Annotated in this window: 22 protein-coding genes; 12 read left to right on the top strand and 10 right to left on the bottom strand. The window is 59.8% G+C overall.

Going from position 1 to position 20508, the window contains the following annotated elements; genetic code table 11:
- Nucleotides 1-110: 110 nt before the first annotated feature.
- Together nadE and MHM84_RS00775 are read right to left on the bottom strand one after the other, a co-directional pair.
- Nucleotides 111-941: an ammonia-dependent NAD(+) synthetase gene (gene nadE / locus MHM84_RS00780; RefSeq protein WP_239261415.1), complete on the bottom strand. Its 831-nt coding sequence runs from the start codon at nt 939-941 to the stop codon at nt 111-113.
- Between the two features lie 51 nt (nt 942-992).
- Nucleotides 993-1499 carry a CinA family protein gene (locus MHM84_RS00775; protein WP_239261413.1) on the bottom strand — a complete coding sequence of 169 codons (507 nt, stop codon included), beginning with the start codon at nt 1497-1499 and terminating at the stop codon, nt 993-995.
- A gap of 173 nt (nt 1500-1672) precedes the next feature.
- Between MHM84_RS00775 and MHM84_RS00770 the strand changes: the two genes are divergently transcribed.
- The 5 genes from MHM84_RS00770 (at nt 1673) to MHM84_RS00745 (ending at nt 6235) form a co-directional block, all read left to right on the top strand.
- Entirely contained in the window at nt 1673-1921 is a 249-nt protein-coding gene (locus tag MHM84_RS00770; protein ID WP_239261411.1) for a hypothetical protein, read from the top strand.
- Between the two features lie 279 nt (nt 1922-2200).
- On the top strand, nt 2201-3907 hold the full coding sequence (locus tag MHM84_RS21400) for a methyl-accepting chemotaxis protein (RefSeq protein ID WP_275445623.1): 1707 nt from the start codon (nt 2201-2203) through the stop codon (nt 3905-3907).
- 256 nt (nt 3908-4163) lie between these two features.
- On the top strand, nt 4164-4673 hold the full coding sequence (locus tag MHM84_RS00755) for a hypothetical protein (RefSeq protein WP_239261409.1): 510 nt from the start codon (nt 4164-4166) through the stop codon (nt 4671-4673).
- Between the two features lie 93 nt (nt 4674-4766).
- Nucleotides 4767-5201: a phage holin family protein gene (locus MHM84_RS00750; protein ID WP_239261407.1), complete on the top strand. Its 435-nt coding sequence runs from the start codon at nt 4767-4769 to the stop codon at nt 5199-5201.
- Nucleotides 5201-6235, top strand: coding sequence for a DUF3618 domain-containing protein (locus MHM84_RS00745; protein WP_239261405.1), 1035 nt, complete (start codon nt 5201-5203; stop codon nt 6233-6235). Before MHM84_RS00750 ends, MHM84_RS00745 begins: the two co-directional genes overlap by 1 nt.
- A gap of 144 nt (nt 6236-6379) precedes the next feature.
- Here MHM84_RS00745 and MHM84_RS00740 read toward each other — a convergent pair whose 3' ends face one another.
- Nucleotides 6380-7030: a hypothetical protein gene (locus tag MHM84_RS00740; protein WP_239261403.1), complete on the bottom strand. Its 651-nt coding sequence runs from the start codon at nt 7028-7030 to the stop codon at nt 6380-6382.
- 321 nt (nt 7031-7351) lie between these two features.
- On the opposite strand from MHM84_RS00740, the gene glsB reads away from it, so the two are divergent.
- The 3 genes from glsB to MHM84_RS00725 all read left to right on the top strand — a co-directional run bounded on the left by glsB (nt 7352) and on the right by MHM84_RS00725 (nt 10188).
- Nucleotides 7352-8302, top strand: a complete 951-nt coding sequence (gene glsB, locus MHM84_RS00735; protein WP_239261401.1) for a glutaminase B — start codon at nt 7352-7354, stop codon at nt 8300-8302.
- Between the two features lie 117 nt (nt 8303-8419).
- Nucleotides 8420-9589: a zinc-dependent alcohol dehydrogenase gene (locus MHM84_RS00730; RefSeq protein WP_239261399.1), complete on the top strand. Its 1170-nt coding sequence runs from the start codon at nt 8420-8422 to the stop codon at nt 9587-9589.
- A 26-nt stretch (nt 9590-9615) separates the two neighbouring features.
- A complete protein-coding gene (locus tag MHM84_RS00725) occupies nt 9616-10188 on the top strand; it encodes a hypothetical protein (RefSeq protein WP_239261396.1) in 573 nt (190 codons plus the stop codon).
- 80 nt (nt 10189-10268) lie between these two features.
- Here MHM84_RS00725 and MHM84_RS00720 read toward each other — a convergent pair whose 3' ends face one another.
- The 6 genes from MHM84_RS00720 to MHM84_RS00695 form a co-directional block, all read right to left on the bottom strand.
- The gene (locus tag MHM84_RS00720; protein ID WP_239261393.1) at nt 10269-10871 is read right to left on the bottom strand and encodes a Yip1 family protein; all 603 of its coding nucleotides are present in this window, start codon (nt 10869-10871) and stop codon (nt 10269-10271) included.
- 155 nt (nt 10872-11026) lie between these two features.
- Nucleotides 11027-11407, bottom strand: coding sequence for a hypothetical protein (locus MHM84_RS00715; RefSeq protein ID WP_239261391.1), 381 nt, complete (start codon nt 11405-11407; stop codon nt 11027-11029).
- A 382-nt stretch (nt 11408-11789) separates the two neighbouring features.
- Nucleotides 11790-13268 carry a sodium:solute symporter family protein gene (locus MHM84_RS00710; protein WP_239261389.1) on the bottom strand — a complete coding sequence of 493 codons (1479 nt, stop codon included), beginning with the start codon at nt 13266-13268 and terminating at the stop codon, nt 11790-11792.
- Between the two features lie 10 nt (nt 13269-13278).
- Complete coding sequence (locus MHM84_RS00705) at nt 13279-13449, bottom strand: hypothetical protein (protein WP_239261387.1); 171 nt, start codon at nt 13447-13449, stop codon at nt 13279-13281.
- Nucleotides 13450-13572: 123 nt separating this feature from the next.
- Entirely contained in the window at nt 13573-14844 is a 1272-nt protein-coding gene (locus MHM84_RS00700; RefSeq protein WP_239261385.1) for a type II toxin-antitoxin system HipA family toxin, read from the bottom strand.
- Nucleotides 14841-15029 (bottom strand): helix-turn-helix domain-containing protein, encoded by a 189-nt coding sequence (locus MHM84_RS00695; RefSeq protein WP_239261383.1) that lies wholly within the window; start codon nt 15027-15029, stop codon nt 14841-14843. The genes MHM84_RS00700 and MHM84_RS00695 overlap by 4 nt, the downstream gene beginning before the upstream one ends.
- A 242-nt stretch (nt 15030-15271) precedes the next feature.
- Here MHM84_RS00695 and MHM84_RS00690 point away from each other — a divergent pair, with 242 nt between their 5' ends.
- Nucleotides 15272-16786, top strand: a complete 1515-nt coding sequence (locus MHM84_RS00690; RefSeq protein WP_239261381.1) for an NAD(P)H-dependent oxidoreductase — start codon at nt 15272-15274, stop codon at nt 16784-16786.
- 218 nt (nt 16787-17004) lie between these two features.
- On the top strand, nt 17005-17640 hold the full coding sequence (locus MHM84_RS00685) for a L,D-transpeptidase (RefSeq protein ID WP_239261379.1): 636 nt from the start codon (nt 17005-17007) through the stop codon (nt 17638-17640).
- Between the two features lie 9 nt (nt 17641-17649).
- Here MHM84_RS00685 and MHM84_RS00680 read toward each other — a convergent pair whose 3' ends face one another.
- Complete coding sequence (locus MHM84_RS00680) at nt 17650-18777, bottom strand: PQQ-dependent sugar dehydrogenase (protein WP_239261376.1); 1128 nt, start codon at nt 18775-18777, stop codon at nt 17650-17652.
- Nucleotides 18778-18883: 106 nt separating this feature from the next.
- On the opposite strand from MHM84_RS00680, the gene MHM84_RS00675 reads away from it, so the two are divergent.
- Together MHM84_RS00675 and MHM84_RS00670 are read left to right on the top strand one after the other, a co-directional pair.
- Nucleotides 18884-19255, top strand: a complete 372-nt coding sequence (locus MHM84_RS00675; protein WP_343218265.1) for a helix-turn-helix transcriptional regulator — start codon at nt 18884-18886, stop codon at nt 19253-19255.
- Entirely contained in the window at nt 19252-20508 is a 1257-nt protein-coding gene (locus MHM84_RS00670; RefSeq protein WP_239261372.1) for a type II toxin-antitoxin system HipA family toxin, read from the top strand. The genes MHM84_RS00675 and MHM84_RS00670 overlap by 4 nt, the downstream gene beginning before the upstream one ends.

Genomic DNA, 20508 nt, shown 5'->3' with positions numbered 1-20508 from the left:
CACGACGCGTAGCCCTCCCTGGCCCGTTGCATTGCGAATCGCTAGTCAGCGCAGACAAAAGCACCGCCAGGGCGAGAGACGCACCCACCCTGTGACGGCTCTTGCCCCGCTCAACCCGGTGTCTTGGGCAGCTGACGCTTGTGTTCGGTACGCCGATAGGTGCCGACGATGATCCGGTAAGCCTCATCCTCGATCGCCTGCCCCGTCAGGAAACGATCGATCTGTGCATAGGTGACGCCCAAGGCATCCTCATCCGTCAACTGCGGTCGTAACGATTCCAGATCGGCGGTTGGAACCTTCTCGACGAGTTGGGAAGGCGCCCCCAGCGTACGGCCAAGTTCCCTGACCTGCCCCTTGGTCAGCCCGGTCAGCGGAACCAGATCGCACGCCCCGTCGCCGTACTTGGTAAAGAACCCCATCAGCGCTTCAGCGGCCTGGTCGGTTCCCACTACCAGGCCCCCTCTGGCGCCTGCCACGCCGTACTGAGCGATCATGCGCTGGCGGGCCTTGATATTGCCCATGACGAAGTCGCGCTGGCCATCGCTATCGAACGTCAGTCCGCCCTCCTCCATGGAGGCCAACAAGGCATCACTGGCCGGCTTCACGTTGGTCACCAATACCTCGTCGGGCTGGATGAAACCAATCGCCTGTTGCGCCTCCTCTTCGTCCTTCTGTTCACCGTATGGCAGGCGCATGGCATAGAAACGCGCCTCGACGCCGCGTTGACGTGCCTGTTCGACGGCAAGCTGGCACAGCCGACCGGCGACCGTGGAATCGACGCCACCACTGATCCCCAGCACCAGGGCATGCTGACCGGTTTCGACAAGCTGTTCGCACAGAAAGCCAACGCGCCGATCGATTTCCTGCTGTGGATCGATGGATGCCTGTACGGCCAAAGCCTGGATGATTTCCTGCTGCTCGGTACCGACTTCCGTTGCCATTGGGCCCTCCTTGGGTGAGATGTCACTATGTTCACTGATCTTTCGATACGATCAGACCGGCGGCGCCTTGCCTTCGAGAACCTCACGATGCAGCGCCGGCACCTGCTCGAGCGCATGATGCGCCGCAGCCAGCCTGACCTCGTTGCGATCGCCTGAAAATCGCCGTGTTCGGGTATACACGTACAATTGTCCTGCGTGCCTGAAAGCCCAGGCAAAGCAGACCGTACCCACGGGAATATCGTCCGGCGCGCCCGGTCCGGCGACCCCCGTATTGGCAATCGCGACATTGGCCCCATTGTTGTCGATGGCGCCCAAAGCCATCTCTCGCGAGGTTTCCTCGCTGGTCAGCCCATAGCGCTCGATGGTATCGAAGCTGACCGACAGGTAGCGATTCTTGGCCTCGGGCGAATACACCGCCAAACCGCAGTCGATGGACTGACCGCTCCCCGGCACGCGAGCCAGTTCGGAAACGATCAGCCCCGCCGTGCAGGATTCGGCAGTAGTCAGTATCAATTCATTGTCGTTCAGATAACGGGTTACCGTTTCAAGCAGATCCATTGCCTCGTCTCCTGTGTCCTTGCTTGACGTCCTTGTTTGCCAAGCGTTACCAGCCTATGACCAGCATAGCCAGCCGAGGGACGATTTCGAGCCCCTCTTTTATCAGCCACGCGATTTATCACTCACTCGATGGATGGCCTACGCTGCAATCAGCAGGCAAGGAGGCTAACCAAATGCTTTACCAGGAAAGAAAACCGCCCTTGGGAGATGCCAGGGCGCTTCGGGTGGGTCAGAAAGTCGAAGTCGGCGCAGCGATTGGCCACCGTATCATCGTGCTGGAAGTGACGGACGTCCTTCGCGAAGGTCATTACCAGGGCGATCAGGTCGCTCCGGACCCACTCGACCATCGTCCGCTCAATGAGGATAGCCGACTGAAAGATCAGCACTTCAGTTGGCGCAATGTATTGAGAATCGTTTCGTGAACAAAGGTATTAGCTTTGAAAGCTAAACATTAGCATGACGCTTTAATATTTATCCTGAATCAACCTTTTTGCGCTCTGTGTAAAAGTTTTGTAAATGAAATTGCGCCCCTGCCGATATACCCACCGAGCCCTTGGTTGGGTGACAGTGTGTCTCTAGAAGACCGCAAACATTAGCTCTCGCACTGGGCAAAGACTTCCGGGAATCGTAAGTGAAGCGGCACAAGACCTGACTGCCCTTGCCACGTACCTGACATCAGGTATTCGAGGAGAACATCAAGAATGGTAAATCGTCTGCGCAATCTCTCGGTCAAGGCCAGCCTGACTCTGGTCCTGGCCGTCTTCACGGTTTTTCTATTAATGACCGCCTGGCTGGGACATTCCGCCAGCAACAACGGCGAAAAGGCCCTGGAAGAGCTGCACCAGATCAACGTTCTGCAGCTCAACGCCATCAATCTGACCCGGGCGCATCTCTCCGATGTGCAATTGAACTTCGAACGCTTCGTGGATGCCACTGGCCAGGGCGAAAACGAGCGGGCCAGCGCCTATCTCGCCGAGTCCCAGGCGGCCATGCAGCGCGCCGAAACACGCTTCGCCCAATACCGGGACGCGCCCAAGACCGAACGCGGCAAGCCGTTCGCGGATGCCACCGGCGCCGCTTACAGCCATCTGGTCAACGAGCTCTTGAAACCCCAACTGCAAGCGCTGAACGGCAACGACCTCGACGCCTTCCGCGCGCTGCAGGATGAAGCCATGGCAGCCACGCAGGAATTCAAACGCGTCAGCCAGGAATTCATCGATTATGCCGATGCACGTGGCGATGCGTTGATTACCGATTTCAATGCGCAAGTGGAACGCTTCGAGATCTTCGAGATCGTCGTCCTGCTATTGACGGTCGCCCTCGTCGTGCTGGTGCGTGTGGGCATGGTTCGCGCAGTCATCCGTCCGCTCGAAGAGGCGGTTCAGCATTTCGAGCATATCGCGCAAGGCGACCTGTCGAAGCGCATCGCCGACCGCGGCAACAACGAGATCGGCAAGCTGTTCGATGCCATGCAGCGCATGCAAGCCGGCCTGACCCGTACCGTTTTCACCGTTCGCGACGGCAGCAGTTCCATTCATGTCGGCGCGCGCGAGATCGCCAGCGGAAATAGCGACCTGTCCTCGCGTACCGAACAGCAGGCAGCATCGCTGGAAGAAACGGCCGCCAGCATGGAGCAGCTCACTGCGACGGTGCGTCAGAATGCGGATAACGCCCGCCAAGGCAGTTCGCTGGCGAGCGACGCCTCAGTCACGGCAGGGCGTGGCGGCGAAGTGGTCGACCAAGTCATCACCACCATGCACGGCATTTCCGAAAGCTCGAAGAAAGTCGTCGATATCATTTCGGTCATCGACTCCATTGCTTTCCAGACCAACATCCTGGCATTGAACGCCTCCGTGGAAGCGGCACGTGCCGGTGAGCAGGGGCGCGGCTTTGCGGTCGTTGCCGGCGAGGTACGCAACCTGGCCAGCCGTAGTGCCGATGCCGCCAAGGAGATCAAGGCCCTGATCGAGGCCTCGGCCACACAGATCGTCAAGGGCTCGACCCTGGTAGAGAGTGCCGGCGCCACCATGCAGGAAATCGTCGCTTCAGTGCGCCGGGTCACCGACATCATGGACGAGATTTCCGCTGCATCCCAGGAACAGACTACCGGCATCGAGCAGGTCAATCTGGCCATATCGCAAATGGATCAGGTCACCCAACAAAACGCGGCGCTCGTTCAGCAGGCCTTGGCCGCCACGGCCGCCCTCGAGGAACAGGCCGAGCAGTTGGAGGCCGCCGTGTCGCAGTTCCGCCTGGATGGCAGCATATCGCCCGGCCAACCCGCCCTTCCTTCGGTACGCCCTTCGAGTACCGCCCTTTTGCATAATGGCGCAGCATCCGCATCGAAGACGCCGGAAAAGCGCCCGGCTCCGCTAAAACAAGCCGAAGCCGAGTGGGAAGAATTCTAACCCGTCCATAACGAAGGCCAGTAAAACTGGCCTTCTTTCCATGTCCCGGATGTCGACGCCCTCAAATGAGGTTTTTTCTCGCATTTCCAGCAGATAGCTTTGCCGCCCCAAGACGACCGGCACGGCAAAAGGACATTGACAGGCCTGTTACGAGAACTATTTTTCGGAATGAAGCGGATAAAAATACGCTCCGATTAGGTTATCGGCATGCGAATTCCGCAACGTTGTTTAACGTCATGAAACATGGAGGTGTCATATGGCCGATCCGGAAAAGCGTGCTAACCCGAGCTTACCTGCCAGCGACAATGGCGCTGCCGGGGGCAACGGCCCTGCGTCATCTGGCGGTGGATCGTCTCAACGGGACGAGTTCAAGCAACGTGGGCGTGAGACAGCGGAAGAACTCAAGGGCGCAGCGCGCCAACAGGCCGAAGGTTTGTTCAGTCATCAGCGCGATGCAGCGGCGGAACAGGCGGATAAGGTGTCTTCTGCGTTTCGCAAGATGGCGGAAGAATTCGACGATCAAGAGCAGCCGCTTTTCTCCAGCTATGCGCAAAACGTTGCGAACTGCACCGGCGACCTTTCCCAGCGGTTGCGCGAAAAGGATTTGGGCGGGCTGGTCGAACAGGCGCAGGAATATAGTCGTCGCCAACCGGCCTTGTACTTCGGTGGCGCCGTGGCTGCAGGCTTTCTACTGACGCGTTTCCTGCGCAGCTCGAGCGAGCGGCAGATGCAGCAATCTCATACTCAGGATACGGCTCCCTATTGACCATGCCATGCCCTTCGCCACAGGACATGGCAAATTGCCTGAGCGAAGAACGTTTCAGGCCCTTTTCATTGCATTCATAGGGAGGCTGCTACCATGGACGAAGAAAACAGAAACAGAACGGGAAGTGCCTCGCTGGGCTCGCTGCTGTCGAGCCTGACTCATGAGCTCACTTCCCTCGTCCGCAAGGAAATTGAGCTAGCCAAGGCAGAAATGGGCGAGAAAGGCTCACAAGCCGCTAGCGGGGTCGGTGCCATAGCCGCCGCTGGCGCTATCCTGCTCAGCGGTTTCCTGGTCCTGCTCGCTGCGGCTGTCTTCGGCTTGAATACCGTTCTACCACCGGAAACCACGCCGTGGCTTTCCGCCCTTATCGTGGGCGGAGTAGTGGTCATCATCGGGCTCATCATGCTGCAGAGTGGGCGCAAGAAGTTGAAGGCGCAAAGCCTCATGCCCAGCAGAACCATGGCCAGCTTACGCAACGACAAGGAGCTTGCCAGCCAGCATGAGCACCGGGCCAAGGAGCAAGTGTAATGAGCGAGCATACTTCACGTCGCCGTCCCGAGGAGATCGAAACGGATATCTACCAGACCCGGGCGCGACTCGACGATACATTGCATGAACTCGAAGAGCGGCTTTCTCCCCAGCATTGGGTGGACACCGCGTTCGATTACGTGCGCCAGGGCGGTGCCAATGACGCCATGGCGCGGGTCGGAAAGGTCGTCAAGCGCAACCCCTTCCCGGTCATGCTGACCGGCATCGGCTTGGGTTGGCTGGCCGTGTCGCAGTATAGCGCCCAACGCAAGGCAGACCAGGGACATACCAATCTGCCCATGCGCCAGTCCGAGGCGAATTTGCCGGTGGCGCAGCATGCATCCATGCCGGTCACCGACGAGCCTCCCCGGCGTAGTGTCGGTGCAAGCGCCACCGGGCCGGAAACGACAGGCGCCGGCACGACCTCGACAGGCAAGGACCCGGCTTCGGTAGGTGCCTCGGCAACCTATTCTTCAGCCACTCCACCAGTGGGGGAAGCTCCTCCCGAAGCCGACCATACCGGCCGCGGGAATAGCGGCAAGGAGAAAGCACGACATATGACGGACAATGTGAAAGGGAGAGCACAGTCTATGGGCAGTTCATTTCGCGAACGAGCGTCACACGCACGTAGCGGTTCCCGTTCGGCGATGCGCAACGCCGGTTACAGGGCGCAAGGCGCCGGCGAGCAGTCGCTCAACTTCATTCAGGAACATCCCATCGTGGCGGGCGCCATCGGTGTTGCCATTGGCGCTGCCCTAGGCAGCATGTTCCCCTCGACACGTCTCGAGAACGAACGTGTTGGCCGCTATCGCGACCGCGCCGTGCACAAGGCGGCAGAAGCGGGCCGACATCAGGCGGACATGGCCCAGCACAAGGTCCATGAGAAAGCCGAACAGGCCAAGTCAGGCTCCTCTTCCGATCGCGATCGTGACGAGTCGACCGGTAGCGACACGTCGTCTTCCTATTCAAACTCGGGTACGACTCAGAGTTCGAGTACGACAGGCAACGAGCATCCGCCGACCCGGGGCGGTTAATTCAGCCACCACGACTTCTCAGCCTTACATTTAGACTTACAGAGGGCCGGTTCGCCGGCCTTTCTTTTTAACGCCCCAACTTCTACACACAAAAAAGGTGCGAACTCCGCCGCACCTTTCGTTGAATATTGCTTGCCAAGAGGATTACTGGCTCTCTTGGGTATCCTGAGCGGATTGTGAGTCCGAACCGCTCTGATTCTGCGACCCGGTGTTGTCGGTTTGCGTGTTCTGCTGGCGCTGCTGGTACTGGCGATAGCGCTGGAGCTGTTGCTGTTGCTGGTTATCGCCCTGCTGGATCTGCTGAGAGGCTTGTTGCAGGCCTTGAATATAGCCTTGCTGATAGCCGCGCATGAGTCCCTGCTGAACACCTTCTTCCTTGCCTTCCATATAACCCCTGACATAGATGTACTGCATCAGTTGCTCGGGGCTATTGATCTGGCTGCCCTGGTTGCCCATCTGGCCGCCCTGGTTGTTTCCTTGGTTCCAAGGCTGGCCGCCCTGGTTATTCTCCTGGTTCCAAGGCTGGTTGCCCTGGTTATTCCCCTGATTCCAAGGCTGGTTGCCTTGATTTGCCTGGCCCCAGTTCTGGTTTCCGCCTTGATTCCAGCCTTGACTACCGCCTTGGTTGCCTTGGCCCCCGTACGGATTGGCCTGTCCCTGATTGTAAGACTGCTGACCAGCTTGGCCTTGGCGGTACTGATTGTAATTCTGTCCTTCATCCCATTGCTGGGCCGTTGCCGCTCCGGTAGCGAATGCGGATGAAATTGCTGCTGTGATGAGTAGGCGCTTGAACATACTTCCTCCTTGATTAGCGTATCCGGTGAATACCCAGTTAGGCATTCACCCCTTAAACACACTAGAAGCAGACAAGGGGATTGAAAGAAAACAAACTCATATTTCGTGTTATTTGATTTTTCAGAAAGAAACTCAGAATTACCTCGATCGGCGATTCCTCAGTACGGACGCCCTCTTATTTATTTCACGCTTAATATAAACCGCGTTTTCCGTCATTTTTGTCTTGCCGCACTTTGTGCCTGGCGATCGCTCATCGACTTTCCAGTCAGCACCAGGTGACTAGACTGAACGGTAGAATCCGCCATGTCATCGTGAGGTAACGTGATAGACGCTCCAGCTCCATTACGTCCCGAAGAACTGCAGACCCTACTCGATCAACTGGCCCGGGATGCGCCTCGTTGCTTCGGAGAAGGACGGGTCGCCAGCTACATTCCCGCCCTGGCCGAAGTCGATCCCGACCAGTTCGGCATTGCCGTGTGCCATGCCGATGGCCAAGTGCAATGCGCCGGGGATGCCCAAACGCGCTTTTCGATTCAGTCCATTTCCAAGGTGCATGCCCTGGTGATGGCCATGCAGCGACTGGCGCCGGAGGATATCTGGTCACGCGTCGGACGCGAGCCCTCCGGCCAGGCCTTCAATTCGATCGTCCAGTTGGAAGTCGAAAACGGCACCCCCCGCAACCCATTCATCAACGCTGGCGCCCTGATGGTCAGCGACATGCTGGCGTCGCGCCTGGTCATGCCGCAACACACGCTACGCGAGCAGGTACGCCGGCTGGCGGCGACACCGACAATCGATTTCGATGAACGCGTCGCACGCTCCGAAATGGATCACAAGGCGCGCAATGCCGCCCTCGCCTATCTGATGCAAGCCTATGGCAACATTCAAAGCGACGTCGAGCTGGTACTCGATACCTATTTCCATAACTGTGCCTTGGCCATGAACTGTATCGAGCTGGCCAAGAGCTTCGCCTTCCTGGCTAACCGTGGCATCAACCCACACGATGGCACGCACGTGTTCAGCGAGGTCCAGACGCGCCAAATGAATGCCCTGCTGCTGACCTGCGGGCTTTACGATGCCGCCGGCGACTTTGCATGGCGCGTCGGCTTGCCCGGCAAGAGCGGCGTCGGCGGCGGCATCGTCGCCATTCTCCCGCGCCGCATGAGCATCTGCGTGTGGTCGCCGCGCCTGGACAGTTACGGCAATTCCATTGCCGGGCGGCATGCGCTGGAGGGGCTGGTGTCCGGTCTGCGCTTCACCCCCATGGGATAATTCCGGCGCTGTTGTAAGCACGCTTTACCGAAGCATAAACATTGCTTACCTGACGCCGACAGTCCCTGAACTATGGTGTAAATGGTCATATGGCGAGTCTTACAGGGAGTTAGAGTAATGAAAGCACTTTGCTGGCATGGAAAGAACGACATTCGCTACGAAACCGTGCCCGATCCGCAAATCGAGGATCCACGCGACGCCATCATCAACATCAGCAGTTGTGCCATTTGCGGTTCCGACCTGCACCTCTTCCACCATTTCATGCCCAGCATGAAGTCCGGTGACATCGTCGGCCACGAGTTCATGGGCGAAGTGATGGAAGTCGGCAGCGAGGTGAAGAAACTCAAGGTCGGCGACCGGATCGTCGTGCCCTTCACCATTACCTGTGGCGAATGCGATCAATGCCGGCGAGGCAATTTTTCTCTTTGCGAGCGCTCCAACCGCAACAAGGCCATGGCGGATAAGGTGTTCGGCCATGCCGGTGCCGGGCTGTTCGGTTATTCCCACCTGACCGGGGGTTACGCCGGCGGTCAGGCCGAATACGTGCGTGTGCCTTTCGCCGACGAGACGCATATCCAGGTGCCCGATACGCTGACCGATGAGCAGGTCCTGTTCCTTGGCGACATTTTCCCCACCGGCTGGCAGGCTGCCGTACAGTGCGACATCGAGCCAACCGATACAGTGGTCGTGTGGGGCGCGGGCCCGGTAGGCCAGTTCACGATACGCAGTGCCGTGCTGCTGGGCGCCAAGCAGGTCATCGCCATCGACAACGTTCCCGAGCGCCTCTCCATGGCGGAAGCCGGCGGCGCGATCCCCATCAACTTCGATGAAGAGAGCGTTCTCGGCCGGCTGCAGGAACTCACTCAGGGCAAGGGTCCCGAGAAGTGCATCGATGCCGTGGGCCTGGAATCGCATGTGCCCCGCTCTCCCGACTCCATGTATGACCGCGTCAAGCAATCGCTGTGGATGGAAAACGACCGGGCCCATGTCCTGCGTGAAATGATCTACGTCTGTCGCCCAGGTGGCGTCCTGTCGATTCCCGGCGTTTATAGCGGCCTGGTCGACAAGATTCCCATGGGACAGCTGATGAACAAGGCGCTCAGCGTGCGCACCGGTCAGACGCACGTCAAACGCTGGAGCGATGACTTGCTGAGGCGCATCGACGACGGCCAGATCGATCCGTCCTTCGTCATTACTCACAGCGTCAGTCTCGAGGATGGGCCGGAAATGTACAACGTGTTCAGGAACAAGCAGGACGGTTGCGTCAAGGTCATACTCAAACCGTAAATGCCCATGGCTCAGGGAGGAAGAGCATGAACAGATCACATTCGTACATGTCACATTCGCTACACGGTTCGGATCGTCTCGCACGCGGCCTGGGCTGGTTCAGCATCGGGCTGGGGCTATGCCAGGTACTGGCGCCACGCAAGCTGACGGAGCCGCTGGGCATGGAGGGCTTCGAGCCTCTCGTCCGTGCCTGCGGGGCCCGTGAAATCGCCTGCGGTGTCGGGGCCTTGTCGAACAACCCGACCTTGGCCATATGGTCCCGGGTGGGTGGCGATGCGCTCGATCTTGCCGCGCTGGCGACGGCGTTGCGCGACAAGCACAACCCGAAGAAAGAGAACGTCGGCGTTGCCCTGGCAGCGGTAGGCGCGGTGACGGCGCTCGACCTGATTTGTGCCTCCAGGCTCCAGAAGCGTTACGCCTATCAGGCCGGCCCCACGCCCGACTATAGTGACCGCAGCGGTTTTCCGCGTCCGGCGGCAGCCATGCGTGGCGCTGCCGACGATTTCGAAACGCCTCGCGACATGCAGGCGGCGTTGCCTTCTCCGGCCAAATCACCGGGCCCGCGTGTGACACCCACGACACGTAGCCCGATCGAGTGATGCGCCGTTCGTAAATACGGGAGCCGGCATAGCCGGCTCCCGTTCGCTTTTCACCTCTCCAGAATCCCTATGTCCCACCGTCACACGGAGCCTGTCAGCCACCGGGCGCCATAGCCCCAAAGCAGCACAGTCACCGCCAACATGGCCTCGAGCACCAGCACACCGATGCCCAGCGTCGCCCCCGTGACGATGAACCCTTCCTCATGGCTGATGCCGAGAAAGGCAGGAATCCCCAGGTACAACAGGTAGGCGCTGTAACAGAGCCCGATGATTCCCGCCAGCAGGCATAGCCACACCAGGGGATACAGCGCGATCAAGCCCGCCATGAACATGGGGGTCGCCACGTAACCGGCAAAGATGATGCAGCAGCGCCGGTCCGGGTGACTCGAATAGCGTCTGGCCAACCGGTAAATGACGTTCCCCATCAGGCCGACAGCCGCCAGAATGGCAATGTAAAACGCGATTCCCGCCCCCAGTGCATCCCAGGGCGTCAGCAGAATCGTCCGGCTATCGCCGATACTCCATCCTACTGTCGTGGTACCAATAAAGGCGCAGATTACGGGCACCGCCGCCATCAGCAGCACGTGATGCGCGTAAAGATGCGTCACCGTTTCTCTTTCGCTCTGGATCTGTTTCCATTCGCGATTCGGATGAGCCATCAATCCCCAGACGTGAGCCAGCATAACAATCCACCTCCTGTCGCCTGTGTTCGGACAGTCGGCTGAGCCTCTGCCCCTAAGGGCAGTATAGGCAATCGGTATCCGAACGTGACAAATTGCCGCACTCAACAGTGCATAGCGCATGGGCGACGGAATTGGCTTTTATCAGCAGGCTCCCCTTAGGACTGTCTCGCCAGGAAAGCGTCGATATCGTCGATCTGACGAGAATCCATGGAAGTGAACTCCACGCCGAGTTCCTTCAATGCGGAGAGCATGTCGCCATCGAAAACCGCCAAGTCGTCTTGCGTGTGAAACAGCAACCGCGTCACGCCGTGACGTCTGGCCAACGAGACGGCTTCGCTCGGATAGTAGACCCGCACGCCATCGACCAGCGTGCCATGGTTCCAGGGAAAGTCGTCGATCAACGCCAGCAGTTCGTAGCGTCTCGACCGCTTGATCAATGACTGGATTCGGTAATGCTCGTAATCCAGGCCGCAGAGTATCACTGGCTGGCGCGCCCGATCGTTCCGCTGCGCGGTGGTGCGCTGCCATGGCGTCAAGAGTCGCCTCAATCGTTTCAAGGAATCACCACGTCCATTGTCACACCTCGTGTCTTCGCCATGGCCAGCAGCGCTCGTTTCAATGCCTGCTTGGCTTGGCGTTCTCCGTGCACCAACCTGACCTGCCGCGGCCAATGCGCCATGCCAGCGATAAAGCTCAGCAGGCCATCCCGCTAGCGGCAATGATGACTGCCGGTCGCTTGCTGCCGGCTAGATGGATTACTACCCACCTATGTTCTTCACGTAAGTTAACGGTATAAAGGCTATCGAAATCGAGCGGATGCCTGCCCGCCCGCTTTTCCTGTCGTCAAGTGAGCCGATAGGGTATCGCAGCGGCAGCACCTACGCTGTCAGCCATCGACCACAGCGCTATGCAGATACGTCACGATCGGGAGTCCATCAGCGTTCGGTAGCGATTTGCCTCGGCCATGAACGCCTGCGCCCGTTCGACTGGCGGGCTGGTCAAAAGGCTGACCGCGACGAAAAGCAGCGTGGCGACCGGAATGCCCCAGACGCCCGCCGGTAAGCCGAGTACCGAATTGCCCGTGAGATAGACGCCGATCACGAAGGCACCGGCCCCCAGGATACTTACCAAGGCGCCGCTTGCCGTTCCCCGCCGCCAAAAGAACGCCCCGACGATGGTCGGCACCATGACGGCCAGACCGGACGACGCCGCCACGGACAATACCGCAATCAGCCCCAGCTCGAGTTCCGCAAAGCCGAAAGCCACCAGCGCAATCAGTGGAATGACCAGCTTGCCGATCAGCAACTGGCGCCGCTCGGTGACACGCGATCCGAGATTGGCATAGACATCCCGCGCCAGCATCGAGGACAGCGTCAGCAGGATCGAGTCGATGGTGGACACCGCCGCCGCCATGATGCCTACCATGACGATCACGCCCAGCACCGGCGGCACGTAGGATGACCCCAGCAGCGCCGGTGTCGCCAGGTCGGCCGTTTCCAGATCCGGAAAGGCGACCAGGGCAGAAAAGCCCCACAGTACCGATACCAGGGTATACACGAATCCAAAGCCCAAAAATCCCAGCAACATCTGGCGCAAGGCGCGCAGCGACGACGGCATGTAGAGACGCTGGCTGACCTGCGGATTCGACAGACTGAAGAAGAACCAGGGGATCGTCAGGCCCAGAAAGGTCACGAAGCTGAAAAACCCGCCACCCGGTACGCTCAACGATTGCGGCTCTTCACGCGCCAGGGTCGAGAATAGCGAGTCGAAGCCGCCTAGTTCATGAATGACCAGCAACGCCACGAGCGTGGAGGCGATCACCATCATGATCGCCTGCAGCGAGTCGGTCCACATCACCGAACGAATGCCGGCCACCTGGGAGAAGACGATGGCCAGTACCGTGGCAAGCACGACGCCGGTCGTAAACGAGATCGCCCCGTCGGTCATGCCCTGCAACAGGTAACCGATGCCCGATAACTGCACGGCCGCATAGGGAATCAAGAACAGGCAGCTCGCCAGCGAGACCACCACGGCAACCATCCTGTTGGCATAGCGATGGCCAAGCATCTCGCTGGGCGTGACATAGCCATAGCGCTTGCCCACCGCCCAGAAGCGCGGACCGAACACGGCGACCAGGGACACGCCGGCAAAATAGATGATTTCGAAACCGAGCGCCCCGACGCCGCCGGCGTAGGTCAGCCCGGCCAGCCCGACCATCATGAAGGCGCTGTAGGTCGTGGCGCTGTAACTCAGCGCCGAGACAAAGCCATTCATTTGCCGGTTGCCGAGAAAATAGCCCGACATGTCAGCCACCCCGCGCTGGCGGGACAGCACGGCAATCGCCAACGCCACCGTCAGGTAGATGACGATGGCCGTCCAAATCAACGCCTCGCTCACCCTCGCCTCCTCAGAATCGCCGCGTCATTACGACGTTGACGGCGATGACCAGCAAGCCGACCAGCGTCCAGAACAGAAAGCTCCCGTACCAGGCATGAACGTCGCGGAGCAGCGTATACGGCACTGCGTAACTGAGCAGTACGAGTAGCCAGAGCAACCAGATTGCATGCTTTCCCTGCATCGCCTTCGTCCCCGTTGCCATACCGACCAGGCGCCGCGGGCCCACTGCCTCGCAGCCCGCCTGCAGCGGTATGTGATTGAATTGCCTGTCAGGGTAGTCAACGATACCCGTGGCCGAAAACATTCACCATCGCTGCGCTCGTCGGCACTGGCGCTGAATGTGCTGGCGCTGTTGCTGCAACCGCAGCCAGCCGTTCTCGGGCAATCCCGCACGCAGCAACGCGTCTCGCAGGCGTTCGGAATCGCCCAGCGCCAGCAACTTGGCGGCAAGCTCGGCAATTTGCCGCTTGACGAAGGGATAACTGAAACCGCATTCAGAGGCGAACTGCTGCCAATCCCGCGGCAACAGTTGCATGGAATTGAACTGGTCGCCTACCGAGAACGCCAGATCGGCATGGTAGCCAAGCACGATCGTCCCCACCAGGTCATAGGCCGGGGCTATCTGCCAACGTCCCCGGTCATCTTGCAACAGAGAAACGTTCTTGGCGTGAGCGTCGCTGTTGCCCACCAGCACATTGAATATCTGCCAGGTCAGCAGTTGCTGAATCGAGGCTGCCGGTGGCCGGCACGCCTCGCGGACGGCCTGTACGCACTGACCGAAGCGCGGCCCATTGAAGGACTGGTACTTCTGGCTTCGTGACAGCCCCATGGCCTGGCACAGATCTTCCTGGTGAATGCGCTCGATATGGGTCGTTCCCAGCCCCGTTCGGTCGTAGCGCTCGACCATCAGGTAAGGGTGACGCCCGGCAACATGCATGGTCGTGACGGGGCATGCCAGCCCGGCTTCGCGGGCTAGCGTATTCAGATAAAGCTCATTGAAAACGACCTGTTCACGCCCCTCGACGGCGAACTTGAGGATATGCGTCGAAGGAGCGTTGCCCATCGGCAGGTACAACGTGCCATCCCGCCAATGAACGGGAATTTTATCCTGGGCGCCCGCCAGCGACAGGCGCGGTCTCGCTTCAGGCGCATCACCGGCCATCAGCGCATAGCGCTCACGAAACGCCGCCCAATGGCCTAGCTTGTCGAGGGGCAGCGGCTGGTAGGTTCCCCCACGCTGGGGCGATTGATCGCTGGGTAGGATCACCAGGGCACCGGCACAATCGCCACCGATCGCTGCCAGGAGCGAGAAGTCGTCATCCGGCACGCCCAGGCGTTTGATCAACGCCTCGCGGGCCTGCTCCTCCGGTAACAGATTGCCGAACCAGCGATGGGCTCGTGAATCTTCGGGCGGCCAGACGGCTCGGGCAAGTGGCAGGCTCGTGGAAATCGCCACCCCCGACGCCTGCCAATCGGCATCGTATTCGAAGCCTATCGAGCGCCCATCGTTGCCGCGCCAGAGCGTACCGACACGCCGCTCGCCCTTCCACACGGCCAGCTCATCGCGCCGGCTCACGTGGTCGTATCCTCCGGTGGGCTGGCATACAACTCGATGCCGAGCGTGTCGAGCACCCGCATGATGCGTACGAAGCTGCACGTCTCACGCCCGTTCTCCAACTCGCTCAGAAAGCGCATGCTCAGCCCGCAGAGGCCCGCCAGCGTTTCCAGGCTCAGGCCCTGGGACTTACGAACGCGGCGCACGAGCCTTCCCAGGCTCAGTGCATCGTCCATCCGCACAAACGCCGCGCTTTGCTCTATGGTGTTCGGGGTCATACGCTCCGTCCGGCTACTATAATTTTTCCCGATAAGGAAAAATTACCATCAGGCGCCCCGGCAAACAACTAATTTTTCCCTCTAGGGAAAAAACGATGAGATTCACAGGAGCGCCTCAGTTTTTTATCCCGATAGGGAAAACCGACAGGGAATCATAGGAAGGTGATGCCATGCGAGTCCTGATCGTTCTGGGCCATCCACGCCATGACAGTTTCTGCGCTGCATTGGCGCGGGCCTATCGGGAGGGGGCGGAACAGGCCGGTGCCGAAACGCGCCTGCTGGCGCTCGGCGAGTTGACGTTCGACCCGCATGTGCGCATCGAATCACCCGAAGACCAGCCTCTCGAGCCCGACCTCGAACGCGCCAAGCAATGGCTGATCTGGGCGGAGCACTTGGTTTTCGTCTACCCCACCTGGTGGGGCACGATGCCCGCCCTGCTCAAAGGCTTTCTCGACCGGCTGGTGATGCCCGGCTTCGCCTTTCGCTTCTATGGACCGGGCGCCACGCAGTGGGAAGGATTATGGCAAGGCAAGTCGGCGCAATTGATCACCACCATGGATACTCCACCGCCCGTCTATCGCTGGCTGTTTCGCGCCCCCGGCACGCATGCCATGCGCAATGCCACGCTGGGATTCTGTGGCGTCAAACCGGTACACACCCTGATCGCCGGGTCGATTCGCACCTCAACGCAACAACAGCGCCATGGCTGGCTGGAACAGGCCCGGGCACGGGGGTTTGCCTTGCGCCATGGGGTAAACGGCCCGGCGGGACGCTGCTGGCAGCGGATCAAGCCCTGGCTGAAAGCGCTGCGCCTGCAGTTCTATCCCATGACCTGGGCGGCCTATACCCTGGGGGCACTCGCCGCCGCGGCAAACGGCCTGGACTGGGCCCCTTATCTCTGGGGCTATCTTTGTCTGTTCCTGCTCGAAGCGGCCACGGTGTTCATCAACGACTATCACGACTATCCGAGCGACAGCCAAAACCGCCATCATGGCCCCTTCAATGGCGGCTCGCGCGTCCTGGTCAGCGGCGAAATCGGCTTCGCGGCGATGCGTCGCGGCATAGGGCTGACGCTCATCGCGGCCCTGGCCGCGGCAGGCCTGGTGCTCAAGACGACGGCGGCACCCCTGGCCTCGGCGCTCTGGTTATCGATCGCCGCCGTCCTGACCCTGGGTTACACCCTGCCGCCCCTGAAGCTGAGCTATCGCAGTGTCGGCGAGCTCGATGTGGCCTTTACCCATAGCGCCATGGTGCTGTGGCTCGGCTTCGTCTTCCAGGGCGGAGCGCTCGGCGCCACACTGCCCTGGCTATTGGCGCTGCCCCTATTCTTCGCCATTCTTCCCGCCATCGTTCTCTCCGGCGTGCCCGATCGCGAGGCGGATGCCGCCACCGGCAAGCACACCCTGCCGGAACGCTTCGGCAATACAGCGGCGCTGGCCTTGGCAGCGGGTTCGGTCGGCGTGGCGGCCGGGCTGGCGCTGATCTTCGACCGCATGGGGCTGGCGGCAGGCGCCTTTGGCGGACTGAGTTACTTCGTGCTGCCTCACGCTGCCCTATGCCTTGCCCTGCTGTGGCTCGCTTTCCAGCGAGGAGCCAAGCGCCTCGAGCGTATCGACGGACTGATGTTCGTCACGCTCAACTACATGGTGTGGTTCGTCGCGGTCCCCTTTTATCACTTGGCGTAACCGGACCGTTGGGGCGTACATCGGCAGTCGTTTCCGTGCGCTGCGCCTCATGCTGTTACATCAGGCGCATAATGCGTACCATCTGCTCCGCGAGCTTCAGCGCGCACCAGCAAAGCGCCAATTAGCCACCGAAAGTGCGCGCTGAACGAAATACCGCCGCATCGGCAAATCACCAACAATCGAAGAACCAGCACACGCACTCGGAGTGATAGATCGTCATGCAGTATTTGCGCGCCCTGGCTGTCGCCGCCCTCATGGTCTTTGGCGCCTCGACGGCCCACGCCGCCCTGGAAGCATTACCCCCGACGGCGAGTGGCTCCGCCACGCTGTGGTCGGAATTGGACGCCACGCCCCTGCCGGACGTTCTGCCCAATGAAGTCTGGGTCAACATCAACCTGAAAGCGCGCAAGATGGCCGTGTACCGCGGCGATACCCAGGTACTGGTGATTCCTTACCTGGCCATCGGCAATGCCGGGGCGCAGCGCATTCGTTTCGAAGGCAGTCACCAGACGCCGATCGGCGAGTTCCATGTCGACCGGGTCAACCGCCAGAGCGATTTCAAGCTGTTCTTCGGTATCGACTACCCCACGCCCGACATCGCTCGCGAAGCCTGGCGGGACGGCCTCATGTCGACCCGCGACTACACCTATTATCGCAACTACCTGCGCCAGCACGGACTGCCGCCTGCCGACACGGCGCTTGGCGGTTCCATCGGCATTCACGGCCTGGGCGCGCGCTCGGCCCGTCTGCACAGCCAAATGGACTGGACGCAAGGCTGTATCGCGGTCACCAACGCCGAAATCGAGGCGCTCGATCGCTGGGTGAACGTGGGCACCCGCGTGGTGATTCACTGAACCCAGGCCTTACTCCAGCGGCGACAACCGCATCACCTTGCCATCCTGCTGATCGGTCAGCACATAGACGTTGCCTTGGGGCCCCTGTTCGACATCGCGGATGCGGGCGCCCAAGGGGATACGCTCTTCTCCCGTCACCGACTGTCCATCGTTGGTGACGCGCACGATCGCTTCGGCCGACAAGCCGCCGATCAACGCGCTGCCCTGCCACTGCTGAAAGACATCTCCGGTATAGAACACCATCCCCGACGGCGAGATCACGGGCGTCCAGTGCTTGATCGCATCGGCGAAATCGGGATGCGTCGGCGGATCGGGAATGTCGCTGCCGTCGTAGTTCTGCCCCCAACTGACCACCGGCCAGCCATAGTTGCGTCCCGCTTCGGGCAGATTGAGTTCATCGCCACCCAGCGGCCCCATCTCGGCAACCCACAACTGGCCAGTCTCGGGATGGATGGCCGCGCTCTCGATATTGCGATGACCATACGACCAGATCTCGTCCTCGGCATCCTCGCGATCGACGAAGGGGTTGTCGTTGGGCACCGAGCCATCGTGGTTCAAGTGCACGATGGTCCCGAGATGGTTGGACAACTCCTGGGCGGGCTCGAACTTGAAGCGCTCGCCCAGCGTCAGGAACAGCGTACCCTGCTGGGTGAAGGCGATGCGGCCGCCAAAGTGATTCTCGCCGGGCACCTTGGGCTGCTGGGTAAAGATGACCTCGAAGTCTTCGATTCTGTCATTCTCCAGGCGCCCGCGCCCCAGCGCCGTGGAGGCACCGCCCTCGCCGGACTCGGCGAAGGAAAGATAAACGCGCCGGTTGTTCTGAAAGTCGGGATCGAGCGCCACATCGAGTAGCCCGCCCTGGCCCTGGTTGAACACCTCGGGAACGCCCTCGACCGGTGCCGACAAGGTATTGTCGGAATCGAGAATTCTCAGCCGGCCTTCGCGCTCGGTCACCAGCAACCGGCCATCAGGCAGGAACGCCATGCCCCAAGGGTGTACCAGCCCCTCGGCCAATATATCCACCTGAACGGCACCGGCCTCCGTCTGCACCGAACTGTCCGGCTGGGCCAGCGCCAGCGGCGACACCAGCATGGCCGTCGTCGCCATGCCGAACGACATTTTGCTCGTACGCATCATGGTAATACCTCGCTTGGATCGCTCTTTTCAAGGTAAGCGCCTTGCCGAGTTTGGCAAGCGAGGCATTAGCAACTCATATGTTGCTTTTTGGGTTGAATAGCAACATATGAGTTGCTATCTTGCCTATAATGAAACTCAAGAGTTGCCAAACATGAATCTTCATGACCAAATCAAACGACGCCGGCGGGAGTTGGGCTTGACGCAAAAAGCCATGGAGAGCCGCATCGGGATGACCCGTCAGCAGTACCAACGGCTAGAAGCGCGAGGCAACCCGCGACTCGACTCATTGCACCTCGTGGCCCAAGGCCTCAATGCCGAGCTCATGCTTATTCCACGAGAAAAGCTGCATGCCGTCAGGCAATTGCTGGAAGAGAACGACATCCAAGGCGAGCATACGCCGCCCGCCCCCGACGAAGACCCATGGCATGGCCTATTGGATGGCCTCGGCCAAGGCGATGAGCCCAAGGAAAGAGAATGATGGAAGAGGCCGTTCAAGCGCTCGAAATCAGACTGCATGACCAGCATGTCGGCTACTTGGCAGGCTACCAGGGTGGTCGTAACGTCATGGTTTTCGACGAAGGCTACCGGAATGATCCAGAACGCTTTACGCTCACCTTGACTAACCATCCGTCATTCTCCAAAGCGTCCCGGATCATGGCCAAACCATGGATACGCCAACAGAGACTGCATCCCTACTTTTCCAATCTACTTCCAGAGGGTGCGTTACGCGATTGGCTCGCCCAAACGCTCAAGGTGCATCCCGATAATGAGTTTCCACTGTTAGCGCAGTTAGGTCATGACTTACCCGGCGCCGTTACTGCCATCCCCCTTGATGCCGATACCATTCCCGATCGGGTACTCGCGCATAGAACACGCATTACTCCCGTCAAGCGGACGGCCCAGTCCACCAGGGGATTTTCCCTGGCAGGGATTCAAATGAAATTTTCGATGCGTGAAAGGGAGGGAAGGTTTCACTTCGGACACAGCGACGAACTGGGCGATTGGATAATCAAGACACCCTCGACACGCCACCGCGGGGTCCCTGTCAATGAATACACAGCCATGCGACTCGCCATGGCTGCCGGAGTGAACGTTCCTGAGACGCGCCTGGTGGCCCTGAAGGATGTAGAGGGATTACCTGAAATCAACTTGCCTGCCGAACCTTGGGCCTATGCCATCAAGCGATTCGACCGGCAGCCCCAAGGACGCTACCACACAGAGGACATGGCCCAAGTTTTCTTTCGTTACCCTCACGAGAAATACCAAGGCCATAACTATGAGCAGATAGGCCGCCTGCTACGTGACTACACCAAGGATGGCCTTGCCAACGTCCAACAATTTGCCCGCCGTTTACTAGTCAACATTCTCTTGGCCAATGGCGATGCGCATCTGAAGAACTGGAGTTTGCTGTATCCCGATAGACGGACGCCTGTCCTGGCCCCTGCTTACGATATCGTCGTGACCCAGGCCTACATACCTGAGGAAAGTGAGTTTGCACTGAATCTCAACGGACAGAAGCGTTGGTATCAAATCCACTATGAGGATTTCAAGGCATGGGCGAGTGCCGTTGACGTACCTTGGCCGGCCATTCGCATGACTCTCGACGACACGATCCGGCGGGCCAGAGAGCAATGGAAAACACTGCTCCTCGAAAGCCCTATGCTTCCTGAGCATCAGGAACTTCTACGGACACATTGGCGCAGACTTCAACCCGAGTGGCGGATCGCATAG

The sequence above is a fragment of the Halomonas sp. McH1-25 genome, from assembly GCF_022348165.1.
Taxonomy (GTDB): Bacteria; Pseudomonadota; Gammaproteobacteria; order Pseudomonadales; family Halomonadaceae; genus Modicisalibacter.
Note: the sequence above shows the minus strand (reverse complement) of the source record. Positions and strands in the feature narration are given on the sequence as shown.